This is a genomic window from Sulfitobacter guttiformis (assembly GCF_003610455.1).
Taxonomy (GTDB): domain Bacteria; phylum Pseudomonadota; class Alphaproteobacteria; order Rhodobacterales; family Rhodobacteraceae; genus Sulfitobacter; species Sulfitobacter guttiformis.
In genome coordinates this window covers 1,172,483-1,188,133 of sequence record NZ_RAQK01000002.1, presented here as the reverse complement: position 1 = coordinate 1,188,133, position 15,651 = coordinate 1,172,483, and the positions used below count along the sequence as shown (strand labels likewise).

Annotated in this window: 10 protein-coding genes; 8 read left to right on the top strand and 2 right to left on the bottom strand. The window is 56.7% G+C overall.

Annotation, left to right across the window (positions count from 1 at the left end):
- Positions 1 to 311: 311 nt before the first annotated feature.
- On the bottom strand, positions 312 to 4,244 hold the full coding sequence (locus tag C8N30_RS18275) for a non-ribosomal peptide synthetase (RefSeq protein ID WP_025061342.1): 3,933 nt from the start codon (positions 4,242 to 4,244) through the stop codon (positions 312 to 314).
- Positions 4,245 to 4,679: 435 nt separating this feature from the next.
- On the opposite strand from C8N30_RS18275, the gene selD reads away from it, so the two are divergent.
- On the top strand, positions 4,680 to 6,845 hold the full coding sequence (gene selD / locus C8N30_RS18270; RefSeq protein WP_025061343.1) for a selenide, water dikinase SelD: 2,166 nt from the start codon (positions 4,680 to 4,682) through the stop codon (positions 6,843 to 6,845).
- Here selD and mnmH read toward each other — a convergent pair.
- Positions 6,838 to 7,884, bottom strand: a complete 1,047-nt coding sequence (gene mnmH, locus C8N30_RS18265; RefSeq protein ID WP_025061344.1) for a tRNA 2-selenouridine(34) synthase MnmH — start codon at positions 7,882 to 7,884, stop codon at positions 6,838 to 6,840. The genes selD and mnmH overlap by 8 nt on opposite strands.
- Before the next feature lie 503 nt (positions 7,885 to 8,387).
- Here mnmH and C8N30_RS18260 point away from each other — a divergent pair.
- The 7 genes from C8N30_RS18260 (at position 8,388) to C8N30_RS18230 (ending at position 15,637) form a co-directional block, all read left to right on the top strand.
- Positions 8,388 to 8,603 (top strand): Flp family type IVb pilin, encoded by a 216-nt coding sequence (locus C8N30_RS18260; protein ID WP_025061345.1) that lies wholly within the window; start codon positions 8,388 to 8,390, stop codon positions 8,601 to 8,603.
- 77 nt (positions 8,604 to 8,680) lie between these two features.
- Positions 8,681 to 9,901, top strand: a complete 1,221-nt coding sequence (locus tag C8N30_RS18255) for an AAA family ATPase (protein WP_025061346.1) — start codon at positions 8,681 to 8,683, stop codon at positions 9,899 to 9,901.
- Positions 9,898 to 11,541 (top strand): CpaF family protein, encoded by a 1,644-nt coding sequence (locus C8N30_RS18250; protein ID WP_025061347.1) that lies wholly within the window; start codon positions 9,898 to 9,900, stop codon positions 11,539 to 11,541. Before C8N30_RS18255 ends, C8N30_RS18250 begins: the two co-directional genes overlap by 4 nt.
- Before the next feature lie 3 nt (positions 11,542 to 11,544).
- The gene (locus C8N30_RS18245) at positions 11,545 to 12,486 is read left to right on the top strand and encodes a type II secretion system F family protein (protein ID WP_025061348.1); all 942 of its coding nucleotides are present in this window, start codon (positions 11,545 to 11,547) and stop codon (positions 12,484 to 12,486) included.
- Positions 12,479 to 13,453 (top strand): type II secretion system F family protein, encoded by a 975-nt coding sequence (locus C8N30_RS18240; RefSeq protein WP_025061349.1) that lies wholly within the window; start codon positions 12,479 to 12,481, stop codon positions 13,451 to 13,453. The genes C8N30_RS18245 and C8N30_RS18240 overlap by 8 nt, the downstream gene beginning before the upstream one ends.
- Positions 13,453 to 13,890 (top strand): TadE/TadG family type IV pilus assembly protein, encoded by a 438-nt coding sequence (locus C8N30_RS18235; protein ID WP_051567111.1) that lies wholly within the window; start codon positions 13,453 to 13,455, stop codon positions 13,888 to 13,890. The genes C8N30_RS18240 and C8N30_RS18235 overlap by 1 nt, the downstream gene beginning before the upstream one ends.
- The gene (locus tag C8N30_RS18230; protein ID WP_025061351.1) at positions 13,880 to 15,637 is read left to right on the top strand and encodes a pilus assembly protein TadG-related protein; all 1,758 of its coding nucleotides are present in this window, start codon (positions 13,880 to 13,882) and stop codon (positions 15,635 to 15,637) included. The genes C8N30_RS18235 and C8N30_RS18230 overlap by 11 nt, the downstream gene beginning before the upstream one ends.
- Positions 15,638 to 15,651 lie beyond the last annotated feature (14 nt).

Below are 15,651 nucleotides of genomic sequence, written 5' to 3'. Positions count from 1 at the left end.
CCGGCATAGTCTGCCATAATGGCTCTGCACAGCTTTTTTGCCTAATATGCTAGCGCAGGGACGTCTCGATTTGATTGAGCCATAGCTGCGCATTCTGGTAGCCTGAATTTTGTAGCATCCAGATTTATGCACTCAATTATCTGGGATAGCCCCCAATTCACTGATGATCAGGATGATTTAGGACATTCGAACGTCTCTTTTGTCAGCGGCACCAATCTGCTGAAATAAATACACTTTTTACGATCAGGAAAGCATCTATTGATGTTGGATCTTTTCAGATAAAATCGCAATCAGAATCCTTCGTAGACAAATCATCTTAGATCCAGAACTACTTTCAGCTCATCTGCGACGATTGAAACGGTTGGTTCCTGAAGCATCGAGAGGTGTCCACCCGGGATGTCTATCACGCTAAATCCACTTTCAGCGACTGACGCCCATCCGAGTCCGGTTTCGGTCGATGCTTTGGTGTCGTAGAAGTTAATTGCGGATCGAAACAGAGTGAGGGGAATTGTGATTGGCTTTGGCGTGTATTCGTTTACCGCTAGCTCATTCGCGGCAATAAACTCGAAAACGGTTTTTGGAGATTGGTTATGCTCATTCCTGAGTTTCAAGCGCATCTTGTATTGGGCAAGCCGGTTACGTGCTTCATATATTAAATTCTGGACCACTTTGGCGGGATAGCGCCATCCAACGTATCGCGCGCGCCGGAAGCGCGCCTTCAATTTTTTCAAACCACGAATACCAGAACGACCATCTGGGCCTGATGCATCAAAAAAGGCCAGCGTGTCCACCTTTCGGCCACTGCGTTGCAATTGCTGAGCCAACTCAAACGCAATGTAGCTGCCCAATGATGCTGCCATGAGATGGATCGGCCCGTTGGGAAAATGTTCGTTTATTTCTGCGCAGTATCTGGCTGCAATTGTCTCGACGCCAGTTGGAGTATCGGCCGCCAATGAACCAACTGAAATCCCCATGACCGGTTGGTCCACTCCCAGATGTTTGGCCAGCGGGCGGAAATACTCTTCATTCGCTCCTAAAATGTGGATCGCCAACAGGGGGGGATTGCTGCCCAAAGGTTGAATGGGAATGATATTTTTCGAGGTGCGGTTGCTCGTTTCAAGCATTTTTGTGAGCGCACGCGGCGACGGATGCACCCTGAAGTCCACGATCCCGAGCTTTTTTCCAGTCTCAATTTGGATCCGTCCAATTAACTCAAGCGACAGCAATGAATGCCCCCCCAGATCGAAAAAGCTTTGATCGGGATCGACTTGGGGTAAGTTCAGTACTGCCGCCATGATCTGACAGATTTGCGTTTCCAGCGGGCTGGCCGGGCGGATCAGATCGTCGGCCGATGTCGCTTTCTGCACCGGTCTTGGCAGGGCGGCACGGTCGACTTTACCATTGAGGGTGCGGGGAAAAGCAGGGATATGCACAAGCCTTGGCCGCATATAGCCAGGCAATAATTCTGACACACAAGCATCAACCCTTGCCAGATCCGGCGCTTCTGGTGCCGCGATCCAAACAACAAGTTGAGCCGAGGGCTTGTTTTTATCCAAAACATCGCACATGATTTCCCCGTCGGGAATGCATTGCTCTACAACCCGTTCAACGTGGGCAAGTTCGATGCGATGGCCGCGCAGTTTGATCTGACGGTCTTTGCGACCTCTGAACTGCAGGTTTCCATCGCCGCGCCATTGGCCCCTGTCACCGGTTCGGTAAACGGAGCCTTTTCCAGAGAACTTGTTTGGGCCGAAGGCCTTTGCGGTGGCGTCAGGGCGACCGATATACCCTTGTGTGACAGCCGGCCCGCCAATCGCCAACTCTCCCAATGCGCCCTTAGGGGAGAGACTGCCGTCAGGGGTAATGACATAGGCCAAAGCATGTGCCGTGGGCCGACCAATGCAAATATCATTGTCACCGCTGTGGTTGATCGGCTCGAATAATGCGCATGTAATGGTTGTTTCGGTAGGGCCATACCCGTTCAGGAAGCGTGCACCGGATGCAATTTTCAACCACTCTGACAGGGTCGTTGATGAGATCGCTTCGCCCCCCACAATAACAAGGCGCACCGAGGGGGGGAGCGCTCTGCCACTGCTGTGCATATAGCTGTTCAAAACGGTCCAGTATGCCGTTGGCAGGTTGATGACGCTCAGGCGCTCTGCCTCTATCTCCTCAAGGAGCACCGCTGTGGACGACGACATCTCGTCGCTTCGTAAAACCAGTGTCGCGCCTGCCATCAGCGTTGTGAATATTTCCTCTATTGCGACGTCAAAGGACAAGCCCGCGAATTGCAGTGTCCGGTCCGAAGACTGCATTTCAAATGCCGATGTCAGTGCTGCGATATGGGCCATTAGGTTGCCGCGCGACACTTGTACACCTTTGGGCGTTCCTGTGGACCCTGATGTATAGATCACATAGGCCAACGCAGCGGGGTTTTTTGCAGGCCGCTGAAATGGCGCCGCAAGGTACCGATCTGCTTTCGGATACCGATTTTCTATTCCCTCGACGATCACCCCATCGTTCTGCACAATGATCCGTGCGCCGCTGTCCGATACCATATGCGCGCGGTTTACGTGCGGATGGGCGGGATCGACAGGCATGAATGCGGCACCGGTTTTGAGGGCAGCGATCACCGCCACGACAAAGTCGGCGGAACGATCAAGGTTGATTGCAACAACCTCACCTGCAGCGGCACCATGATCGGAAAGAATATGGGCAAGGTGATCCGAGCGGCGATCAAGCTCGGCAAATGTCACCTCTGCACGCCCATCAATCATTTTAAGCGCGATAGATTCCGGCGCAATGTTCACAGCATCCTGAAAGAGTTCAATCAAACAGGTTGCTGTCGTTTGCAGGGGAACATCTGGCTTTGACCATTCGAGAAGCATCTGCTTCTCGTCCGGCTCCAACATATCAAGATCGCCTACTTTAGTGTTTTCACCGGCTTGCGATAGGGCGTGCATTAATCTTTCGAGGTGTGCAAAAAGGCGTCCGGCGAGTGCCTCGGATATAATGGAAGGATCATATTCAAGCTGTAGTTTAAGCGCACTACCAGCATAGGCAGACAGCATAAGGGGCAAGCCCCCTTCTTCACGAAGCTCGACTTTATCGACAAGACCAGACTTCTCACCGCCCGTAATGAGGTCTTCCATCGCTGCGTTCTCGAACATGATTGCCGTTTCAAAAAGCGGTTTTGACCCATGCAGGCCGATCGATTTTCGGATCAGATCGGGAGGTGTTTGTTCGAGCGAATGTAGGGACAGTGTATGGTCGCGCAGCGCAGTCACCAATGCGGCCACCGTCAAATCAGCCGATAGCTTTACACAGGTGGGCAATGTATTAATCAGGCATCCGACAGTCGCTTCAGTGTCGGGAAATGCATGACGCCCTGATCTGACAACGCCGAAGGTTACGGCGTCCTTTCCTTGCCAGCGAGAAATCAGCGTGCCCCATGCCGCCTGCACCATATTGGCTGTGGTCCCCCCCAACAGGGCAGCTGCCTGTGCCAGTTTCCGGTTATCATCGGGAGGCAGACTTGCCACTAGCTGGCGTTTCCTCACACCCGTCGCAACGATTTCTGAACTGTTAACGAAAGAAAGCGCACCCGCGTCCTCGATGTCTTTTAGATAAGTCCTGAAATAAGCGGCTGTGGCATCTTCGTTGGGAACAAAGCTGGATGCAGCCTTGCAAAATGCCTCGAAACTCATCGTACCGGACGAGGCTGACGGCAAGGCGCCGCTGCGCAAGTACTCTATCAACTCCCTTGCCAATCGTGCCATGCTACGCCCGTCGGCAATTGCATGGTGCATCGTTAGCACCAGCACCGTTTTCTGCCCTTGCCACCGCAAAAGACTAGCACGCCATAAAGGTCGCCCAACCAGATCGAACCCGCGAAGGCGATCGGCCTCAAGAAAGTTTTCAAGATCTGTTTGCCACGATGTGTCTGAAAGTGCCTCTTGTTCGAGCACGTCATAAGGTATGGGTCCAGGCACCTCGAAAGACTGACCCAGGCGGCCGACATTATTCGTGTAAAGCATGACGCGCAGCGCATCGTACCTGTCCCGAAGTGCTCCAAGCCCTGCACTGACTTCCTCATCTGCTATAGGCGTTGGTGAAAAATGCACGACAACTTGCTCTATATTTACCCAAGGCATGCCGGAGGCAACGCTTTCCGAAATCATGCCAAGCTGCATAGGGGTCAAAGGAACACCCTCATTTGACGAAATTCCAGTTTTGGATAACATTTGTCCGGCACCTCATGGTTTGCGTGTGAGTATTTTCATTGCTTAGGACTGTCTTGCTGACTCCTCGCTGTGAGCAAGAAATTAACCTTATAGCGGCTGCGGTCTTTGGGGCTGCTTCGCTAAAGGTTAACGTTCTCACCAGTTGTGGCACAAGGCAAGACCATCCTATGATGAAATTGCATAATGGCTGGACGGAAAAACGCCCTTGATCAGCCTGACGCATGTCTGACGCAAGCGTGAGTAACACGGTCAAGGCATACTGTTGCTATGGCAGGACAAATGCGGATACTGCGGACTAAAGCGTCAATCCTAATTGGTTCGCTTTACCGGTGGGGCGCTTTTCGGTCTCGACCGTGATATGAACGACATCGCTTTTCCGCATGTATATATTGCGCTTTGCTTTAGACAGCCGATACCAAAGTCCGAGGATATACAGTGACCCCAACCGTTCCATTTACCCGTGATCTTGTTCTGGTGGGCGGGGGCCATGCGCATGCTTTGGTGCTCAGGGCGTGGGGGATGAACCCCCTTCCGGGCGCGCGGCTTACTGTTATCAACCCCGGCCCGACCGCACCCTATACCGGTATGTTGCCCGGTCATGTCGCGGGGCATTATGGCCGCGATGATCTTGAGATTGATCTGGTGCGCCTTTGCCGTCATGCAGGCGCGCGATTGCTGCTCGACAAAGCGGTTGGTATCGACCGCACGCGCCGCGAGGTGATGCTGGAGAGTCGCGGCCCGGTGGCCTATGATGTCGCCTCGATTGACGTAGGGATAACGGCAGAGATGAATCTGGCGGGCTTTGCACAGCACGCCATCGGGGCCAAGCCGCTGGATATCTACGCCGCGCGATGGCGCGATTTTTCAACCCGCGCAGCAAAGGGAGAGGTGGCGCCGGATGTCGCGGTGATCGGCGGCGGGGTCGCGGGGTGCGAATTGGCCATGGCGATGGCCTTTGCATTGCGCGCTTCGGATGTCATGCCCCGCGTCACCGTGATCGAGGCAGGGCCGCAAATATCGGGCGTGGGCAACATGGTGCGCCGGCGGATACTGCACGCGATGGCTCAGTTGGGCATAACGGTGCTCACAGATGCAAAAGTTGTCCGCATCGAGGAAGGCGCGGTTGAGTTGGAGGGGAACAAATCTGTTCCGGCTGCATTATGTGTCGGGGCGGCAGGGGCGTTTGCCCATAAATGGATCGCCCAAACCGATCTTCCTCTGACAGACGGCTTCATCCAGATAGGGCCTGATCTTGGCGTGATTGATGATGAAGCCGTGTTTGCTGTTGGAGATTGCGCCGTCATGCCCCATGCGCCACGCCCCAAGGCTGGGGTGTTTGCAGTGCGGGCCGCACCCGTTCTGCATCACAACCTGCGTGCCGCTCTAAGTGGCGGCAGGCGCAAGACATGGAAGCCCCAAAAAAACTATCTCAAGTTGATCTCGTTAGGGGGTAAATCTGCCATCGCAGAGAAGTTTGGTTTGGCGGTGCAGGGCACATATTTGTGGCGCTGGAAAGACCGGATCGACCAAAGTTTCATGGACCGCTTGTGCGATCTGTCAACGATGCAAGTGCCACAACCAAGGGGCTCAATGGCAATAGGGGCCGCGCAGATACTCACGGCAAAGCCCCTCTGCGGCGGCTGTGGTGCAAAGGTCGGGCGAGGAATTTTGTCAGGTGCGCTGGCAGGACTGGCGCAGCCATCAGGCGAAGTGGTTACCGGGGCAGGCGATGATGCAGCCATTTTGCGAAAGGACGGAGGCGGATTTCAGGTGATAAGCACGGATCACCTGCGCAGCGCTATTGAAGATCCTGCAATGATGACGCGGATCGCCGCTGTTCATGCGCTGGGCGATGTCTGGGCGATGGGCGCGCGGCCTCAGGTTGCGCTTGCCTCGATTGTGGTGCCGCAGATGTCTGAGGCGCTCCAGGCGCGCACCATTGCCGAGATCACGGCCGTAGCCAACGAAGTGATGGCTGCCGCGGGTGCACAGTTGGTCGGTGGTCACACGACCATGGGTTCAGAGCTCACAATCGGCTTTACGGTGACGGGCACACGCGACGCGATGCCACTCACTGTGAGCGGCGCGCAGGATGGCGATGTCCTGATCCTGACGCGGCCGATCGGCTCCGGCGTTCTTCTTGCTGCCGATATGGCCGGTCAAGCCGATGGGCGCGATGTCGCAGCGGCCCTTGCCATCATGTCGCAACCGCAGCACCGCGAGGCGGCGATCATTTCTCCGCACGCAAATGCGATGACGGATGTTACCGGTTTTGGCCTTGCCGGGCATGTGCTCGCAATGTGTGAGGGCGCGGCGCTGGATGCATGGATCAATGCCAATGCAATTCCGGTTTATGCCGGAGCGCAGGCGCTGTCGCAGGCGGGTGTATCGTCCTCGCTCATGGCGTCCAACCGTGCGGATGCGCCGGTAGAGGGCGCTGGGGACGACCTGCTATATGATCCGCAGACGGCGGGCGGTCTGCTCGCGGCAGTGCCCGCGACCGTGGTCGCGCAAGTTATCACAGCGCTTGAGGCGCAAGGTTGTGCGGGCCATGTGATTGGCCGATTGTCCGCCGGTTCGGGCCGCCTGCGTCTCAGCTGAATCGCGATACCAGCGCTTTGGCGGCGCGGGCAAGTGTGCCTACCTCCAGATCGGGCAATGTAACATGATGAACGGCATCCTCCCTGCGCGCTACAGATTTGGCATAGCGGGGATCGTAGTGGTGCGTGATCAGATCTGCGGCCAGTTTCTGCCAGTTTCCGTGTTCAACCTCGGTTTGCCATTCGGTAATTCGGGCAGCAGAGTGGTAGGGACGCAAACGGTCAACCAGCGCGCTAAATTCAATCTTGTCCTGCGTCAGGTCGGCGTAGGCATCGCATAAAAAACTGCTGCGTGCCCCTATTGGTGCACTGATCATCATACGCGGCGCATCCGCCATCCGCGCCCAAAGTGCGGCAGGTATCATCCGCTCACCGATTTTCGAGCTTTCGGCCTCCACAAACGTTATCTTGTGAGGATCAAGTGTGCCGAGCTGTACAGCAAGACGGCTTTCGAACATCTTTTGCGCTGGCTGTGCCTCTGCGGTGCGCCCGAACAGGGACCCTCGGTGCGCCGCCAGTCCCTCCAAATCCAGTATTTGCGCGCCTTGCGCCGCAAGCTCGTGCAACAGCGCCGTCTTTGCCGTGCCCGTGCCGCCGTCCACAAGCATCAGGCGATGGGGCAGGTGGGTGTCGTAGAGGGCTGCGACAACCTGACTGCGGTAACTCTTGTACCCGCCCTTCAATAGCTGCACGCGCCAGCCGACCTGATCGAGGATGGTGGCAAACGCGCCCGAGCGTTGGCCTCCGCGCCAGCAATAGACCAGCGGCTGCCAACCGCCTTCCTTATCGGCCAAAGGTCCCTGTAAATGGCGTGCGGTGTTCTGTGCTACAAGTGCGCCACCGATCTTGCGTGCCTTGAACGGACTGACCTGAGTATAGATCGTCCCGACCTCGGCACGCTGCTCATCGGTGAGCACGGGCATGTTGACGGCACCGGGAAGGTGGTCCTCGGCGAATTCGGCAGGGGCACGCACATCAATGATCGTATCGACACCAAGGTTTCGCAGGTCGCTGAGTGTATTGAGGATAAAGGGGGTCATGGAATGCCTTTTGCCGCGGGGCCGATGTCCGGTTCCAACGCATTACATCTGCGCAAAAACATCTCTGATGCCTAAGCATATTTGTCAGCATTGTCGACGTGGTCATGTGACCGCAGGCGATACATCCCCATTCGGACGAAAGAAGATGCGGCAAAAGCCGATTCCGTCGCGATTCGAACACCGTTAAATTTCGGTTAATTTTGGGATCGAATGGACCAGAAAATCTGTGCAACACCCACCGGATGTGCCGAACTTTTGCCTTCGTTGGCAGCGGAAAAAGTGCCGCAATTAACCGCATCGCAACTCTGCCGTAATTGGGGCGGTGCCCTGCCACAATGCGGTCCGAAAGGCGTACGACCTTGGTATGATACAGGTGGTTCTTTAGGGCGGAGTTGGGGCAGAGCGACCCTTGGTGGATATAACAATGTTAATTTGTGCTGCATGTTCAGTCTCATCAACGGGTCACCAACGATCCCCCCCAACCTCGAAAGCGAGACCACGAAATGACAATGACACGCACAGCAATCAAAGCCTTCGCCAAAACATTCTCCAAGGACGAAGATGGCGCCACTGCAATCGAATACGGCCTCTTCGCCGCTCTGGTAGGCGCGGTGATCGTCGGTACTGTTGCAACACTCGGTGGGCAGACAAACGAAGGCTTCGCAACCATGAGCCAGGCGCTGACAGACAACAAGCCCGCTTCAACAGCCACTCCATAACAAATCTTAGAAGAAAATGCGGTGTGCGCAGTTCTTGGCGCGCACCGCCATATTCCTTTCATCCACAGGTAAGTCCCATGCCATTCGATGCCAACGTCAATCATACCACCGTCCATATCGCCGCTTATGTTTGCACTGATGAAGGTGCGGCAGTTGCCCGTTCGGTCCTCGAGACCAGCGTGGGCGATAGTGACGATTTGCATGGTGGTGGTCTGAGTGGCGCAGCGCGCGTTTGCACCGAAGAAAATGCGCCCCTGATCATCCTTGCGGAGATAGGGCATATTCCCGTTGAGATGGCCTGCGAATGTGTGACAGAGATCTGCCGCACAGGTACTGATGTTATCGTGCTGGGCGCACAATCCGACATCACCACCTACCGCGCCCTTATAAAAGCAGGTGCGCTTGAATACTTCGCCCTTCCCGTCACCGCCGAGGAGATCCTCTCGGTCCAGCGGAGCGTTCCAGCCTCCCTCGTGCCAGAGCCGGCCGCTGCCGCACCTGAATTCATCACAAAAACAATGTCTATCGCTGTGGTCGGCAGTAACGGCGGCGTGGGCGCCAGCCTTTTGGCTCAGAACCTTGGCTTTCATGCGGCCGCGGCAAAGGGCGCGGCCCTGCGCACCGCATTGATCGATGCCGATTTACGCTTTGGTTCCCAAGCGATTGATCTGGACCGCGAAGAGACTGTCGGCTTGTTCGAGGCGCTAATGTCTCCAGACCGGATCGACGAGACGTTCATTGCAGCTACGATGGATCATTTGAACGACCGTCTCTCGCTGTATTCCCATCAGGTTCGGATCGGGCAGGATGCCCGAACCTATGAGGCGGGGCTTTCTGGTCTATACTCCCCGCTGTGCGCCGAATTCGATGTGGTGATCACAGATGTGACCCGCGATCACCTGATGCAACAGCCCGAACTGGCGCGCCGGTTCGATGTGCTGGTTCTTGTGATCCCGACCGGATTTTCCGGCGTGAATGCAGCGCGCCGCCTGATTGATGCGCTTGCGGCACAAGCACCCGATCTGCGGATTATCCCCGTGCTGTCGGACCTGCGCAAAGATGCAAAACTGTCCCAAAAAGATGTGGCCAAAACGATTGGTCATGCTATCGCCGCAACGCTTCCGCGCAGCGATGTACCGCTGATGCGCGCACACCGCGCCGCCCGTCCGCTGATCGAGATGCAGCCGCGCGGTGCATATGCAAAATCTGTTGCAGCGATCTGGGCCAAGGCGAGCGCCCGGCCTGCGCCGGCTGCAAAATCAAAACGTCTGCCGCTACTTAAAAGGATATTCTCATGACCCTCCTTTCCCCGAATGTGGCGATGGATGATGCTCTGTCTCAGGTGCTTGATATCGCAAAGCAGATTAATGCTGCCGGTCTGTCGGCTGCTGAACGTGCAAACGTTGCTGTGTCTTATGTAATCGAGAACTCCGGCGTGACATGGCCGCTGTCCGTCCAGCGCGAAATACTCAAGGCTGCGACTGCCGCGCTCGCGCCTGGTACGCCAAGTGCCAATTTAAAGCCGGTGCTTGAAGTCGTCCCCGCCACACCAGCAGCAGTGAAGGCAGCCACCCCTGCCAAATCGCCGCAACCACGCCCGCAAAGACCTGAGGCGCCCAAATCCGCAGCACAAATCGAGGCGTTGCCTAAAACCACCCCGTTGGTGCGTGAGCCGTCGGGCGATCTGATGAACACCTCAAACGAGGTGGTAAAGGCGCTGTCCACAACGCTGGATTTCTCCAAATTGGTATCGCAACCACGGGTCGAGCAGGAGCAGCTGATCCGCGACGCGATCCGCACGGTCTCGGAGGAGCGCAAGATGCGCCTGAACGGACGCGAGGTTTCCGATCTTGTGACGGCAGTGCTGGCAGATATGCTTGGTCTTGGCCCGCTGGAGGCATTGTTGGCAGACGATACCGTGACCGATATCATGGTGAACGGCCCGCATCAGGTCTATGTCGAGCGCTCTGGCAAGCTTGTCCTCACCAACATCCGCTTTCGCGACAATGCCCATGTGTTCGCTGTGGCAAGCCGGATCGTGGCAGCCGTTGGTCGCCGCATAGACGAAAGCCAGCCGATGGTCGATGCCCGCCTAAAGGACGGCAGCCGTGTAAACGTCGCGGTGCCCCCGCTGGCAATTGATGGGCCTACCATTACCATCCGTAAATTTCCCGCAAATCCGGTAAAGCTGGAGGCGTTGGTAAAAGGCGGTAGCATGACCCAGCAGATGGCTGACTTCCTTGCCATGGCTGCCATATTGCGCCTCAACATACTGGTATCAGGCGGCACCGGCTCTGGCAAAACAACGCTGATGAATGCCATGTCCCAATTCATTCCAGAGGGCGAGCGCCTTGTGACGATCGAGGATGCGGCAGAGTTGCGGTTCCAGCAGCCCCATGTTGTCCGCTTCGAGACACGCCCACCCAACGTCGAGGGAACGGGCGAGATTACCATGCGGACGCTGGTACGCAACGCTCTTCGGATGCGCCCAGACCGGATAATTATTGGCGAAATTCGCGGCGACGAAGTGCTCGATCTCCTTCAGGCGATGAACACCGGCCATGACGGCTCGATGTCCACGTTGCACGCCAACACCCCCCGCGAGGCGCTGACACGGGTTGAGAGTATGGCAGCCCTTGCAGGGTTCGCACCTGGTACAGGCGTAGTGCGCCGCCAGTTGGTGGATGCGGTTCACCTCATCATTCAGGTCTCGCGTATGCGGGACGGCAAACGCCGGATCACCTCGATTTCCGAGATTGCAGGCCTTGCGGGCGATGCAATCACCTTGCAAGAGCTGTTTACCTTTGATGCCGATCCCTCAAGCACACGGGCAGAGGTAAAAGGCGAGTTCCGATACTCCGGCTATCGCCCGAAATTTGCGCGCCGCGCCGCCGAATACGGCCTTGGTGACGCGCTCGACGCGCTGTTGGGAGGCTGAGGCATGGTTTGGACCGTTCTGATCTTTGGCACCGGTATCGCTCTGTTTGCAGGGTTGGTTCTGTGTCTTGTAGTTGCCGCTGATCGTCAGCGCCGCCGCCACACTGCGCGCCTTCAGCGGGTGCGGCAGGGCACTGCCCTGACCATCGCCCCATCAGTGGACCGCGCAAAGCCGCGCAAGAATGAAAAGAACAGCCTGTTCGCCCATCTCGACGCACAACTTGCCCAAACGAACCTGCACGTTAGCATCACAGAGTTGATGGTTCAGGCCTCACTCGGAACGCTCGGGATTTACGCGCTATCGGTGCTGGCGCTGGGCCTGCATCCGCTGCTGGCAATTCCTGTGGCCATTGCTGTGCCGCTGTTGATCGTATTCGCCGCTGTGCGAATTGCGCAAGCATATTACCGCGCCACCTTTACCGAGCAGTTGCCCGAGGCACTGGATGTCTTTGCGCGTGGCCTGCGGGCTGGTCGGCCTGTTTCGGACAGCATCGGAATTGTTGTCGAGACTTCAAAAGGGCCGGTTCATCGTGAATTTACCCGCTGTCATGACGAAATCTGCATGGGCGAGACTCTGAGCAACAGTCTGGCGCGCCTTCAGGCCCGCGTAGCCACACCCGAAGTCAGCTTCTTCGCAGTTGCCACCTCCCTTCAGGCCGAGACGGGCGGCAATATGATCGAGACGATGGAGAACCTCGCAGGCCAGTTGCGCGAACGCCGCAAGCTGCGAAAGAAAGCCCGCGCATTGTCTTCCGAGGCCCGCGCGAGCGCGCTGATCCTTGCCTCATTGCCCTTTGCCGTGGCGCTCGCGATTGCAGTGCTCAACGGCGCGTATCTTGCTCCGCTCTATTCTGATCCACGCGGGCAGATGATGTCAGCTGTCGCTGTTACAAGTATCGGCCTCGGGGTGTTTATGATGCGTCAGATGGGAAAGCTTGATGTCTGATATTCTGACGCAAACCGTGTTCTGGCTCGCTCTTGGCGGGCTGCTTCTCTCGATGATGGGTATCGCTGCCCTGTTCCAGTCCGAGCGGGAGCGTGTGCGCTTGTCCAAACGTCTTGAACGTGCAACGGGCACAGGCAGCTTTTCGCGTACAACCTCCGCGCCTCAACGACAGGGCGGCAGCCTTGCCTATCACTTGGGCAAATTGCGCCGTGTCGTCGCCCGCATGGGTGAAAGTGTATCTGTAGTTCTAGGCGGGGAGGCAAGTGATGCTGCCGCCGATCTGTCCTCGGCCGGATATCGAGGGCGTGATGCACTACTGATCTACGCCTTTCTCAAAACTGTTGTACCGTTGGTTGCTGTGGTGGCCGGTGTAATCTGGGTATTGATGACGAAACCTTTGGGTATTGCGATGGTCATGCCCGGCGCGGGTGTAATTGCTGTGGCCCTTACCCTTTCCAAAGGGGTGGATTTTTTCGTGGACCAGCGCCGCAAGGAACGTCTGGGCCGCATCCGCCGCAGCTTTCCCGATCTGTTGGAACTTTTGGTGATTTCTTCGGAGGCTGGGCTGGGGCCGCAGCCCGCTTTGCACCGTGTTGCCGCCGAATTGGCCACCAATAGCCCTGAGCTGGCGCAGGAAATCCTGCAAATGGTGTCAGAAATGCAGATGACCAATGATCGCCGCGCTGCCTATGAAAAGCTGGGCGTTCGTGTCCCGCTGCCGGAGATTGGCGTCTTTACCCAGACCCTCGACCAGTCGGATATCTACGGCACCCCGTTTTCGCGCGCCATGCGCACCCTTATCGACGAACAGCGTGCAAACCGTTTGATGGCGGTCGAGGAAAAAGCCGCACGCTTGCCTGTACTCATGACACTGCCGTTGATCTTCTGCATCATGCCTGCGGTATTTGTCGTGCTGGTTGGCCCTGCCGCGCTCAGTGTTATTGACAACATTCTGAACGGAGGCTGATGCACATGGTCCCCTTTAAATCCCGCTTTCTGTCTCGTTTTCGTGCCGATCAGTCCGGCGCCGTTGCGGTGGAGTTTGTACTGATTGCACCGATCCTGCTGACCCTTGTGTTTGGCATCGTGACTGTTGGATATTTCATGGGTGTCAGCCATTCCGTGAGCCAGCTTGCTTCGGGTGCTGCACGCTCCAGTGTGTCGGGCCTTGACGAGGCAGAACGACGTGCGATCGCGCGCAGCTATTTGAACGAAGCAGGCGCGCGCTATCCCTTGTTGGTTCAGGATGCCGTAACCTCCACAATCGCCTTCGACACAGCGGAAGTAGATGGGATCACAGTGTCCGTAGTATACGACGTGGACGGCTCGTTGTTGGATATCGCGAACGGTTTTTTAAAGCTCGGGATCACAACAATTAACGGAAGCGCATACGTTGCATATTAACCCGACTTCCGGTTTTGCCCGCGACGAAGATGGCGCGGTTGCCGTTATCGTGGCGCTGCTGTTGGTCGTGCTGCTTGGCTTCGCGGCACTTGGTGTCGACGTCGCGTCCCTTTACCGCGAGCGGGCGATGTTGCAATCGACAAGCGATCTCACAGCAATGAGTGCGGTTGGCCACCCCGATGAGGCGACTGCGCGTGCCGATCAGACGCTGGCCCGCAACAGGAGCCGCACTGACGCGCTTGAAACCCTTGAGTTGGGCCGTTTCCTTCGCAATCCCGCGATCGCACCCGAAGACCGGTTTCAGGTCCTTGCGGCTGGCAGTCCGGGGATCAACGGCGTGCGCGTTGTTTTGCAACAGGATGCACCCTTGCATTTTGCCCGTATTTTCACCCGTGATACCCATGTAAACCTTCATCGATCGGCCCTCGCAACACGCACTGGTGCGGCCAGTTTTTCGTTGAGCAGTCATATCACAAATCTCGATGGGGATGCTCTCAACACCTTATTGGCGCAGGAATTCGGCATTGATGCGACAATCAACGCGGGTGACCTGCAGCGGCTTGATGACACCAGCGTAGATCTTGAACTGCTGTTCGCCGCGCTCAATATCGAAGTGGGACGCAATCCGGCCGAAATCCTGAATGCCACGGCAAACGGATCACAACTGGTTGGAGCACTTCAAACGCTTTTGCCTACCGCCTTGGCTGTTCAGCTTGACGGGCTGCGCAATGCGGCAGGCGGGGATAATTTTACACTTCGGTCGCTGGTCGGCGGTATTGATACGGACCTTGGCCTAACAGCAACAGAGTTCCTGTCGGGCGTGCGCTTTTCGGCGCTTGATGTAGTGCGTTCTTTGGCGGCTACGGAAACCGTGGGAACCGGTATCAATATTAATACTAACGTGAATATATCGGGCATCCTGTCCACTAAAACGATCCTGACAGCAGGTGAGCCGCCTGCACGGTCCGGCCTCATCGCTCTGGGTGAGGAGGGGGTGCAATTGCACCGCGCGGCAGTCCGTTTGAAATCGGAAACCAAAGTTGCGACATCTTTGCTTGGCGGTTTTGGTGACGGTATCGAAATTGCCTCTGTCAATCTTCCGATTTACGCCGAGGTCGCGGGCGCTACTGCCACCCTTGAGGAGATCGGTTGTAGCACTCCCAACCCGCTTGATGTAGCGGCGCGGTTTTCGACATCATCGATCCCGCTGCATCCCGCCAATGGCACAGCTGTGGCCGCCCTCTATTTGGGCAAACTTCCCGAATCATCCGGAGCGGTAGATCCTGCCAGTCTTGAGTTTGCTGACATGTTGGAGGTTAACCTGACGATCCCGTTACTCGTCACCTCGCTCAAGGTCACGGGCATTACGATTCAGGCCCGCTCTTATGTTCCAGTGGGGCAATCTCAGTCTGAGACTGTTACATTCACACGCCAAGATATTATGAACGCTGACGTTATACGCTCATTCGGCTCCGGGGAATTGTTGACCTCCGCCGTGGGCGGGCTGCTGTCGACGCAAAACACCGAATTTCGTGTAAAGCCGGGGCAGGAGGGGTTGGTCGCAGGTGCTGCCGCACCGCTCATCGCGACATTGCTCAACGCTCTGCCGGGCAGATTACTGTCTACCCTGACAACACCGGTTGATGCTGTGCTCGACTCTGCGCTGGGCGCGGCGGGGCTTGAACTGGGTGCTGGGGAGTTGGAACTCACCGGACATCATTGCGAAACGGTCCAACTGGTCCGCTAGGGCAGGGACCAGTC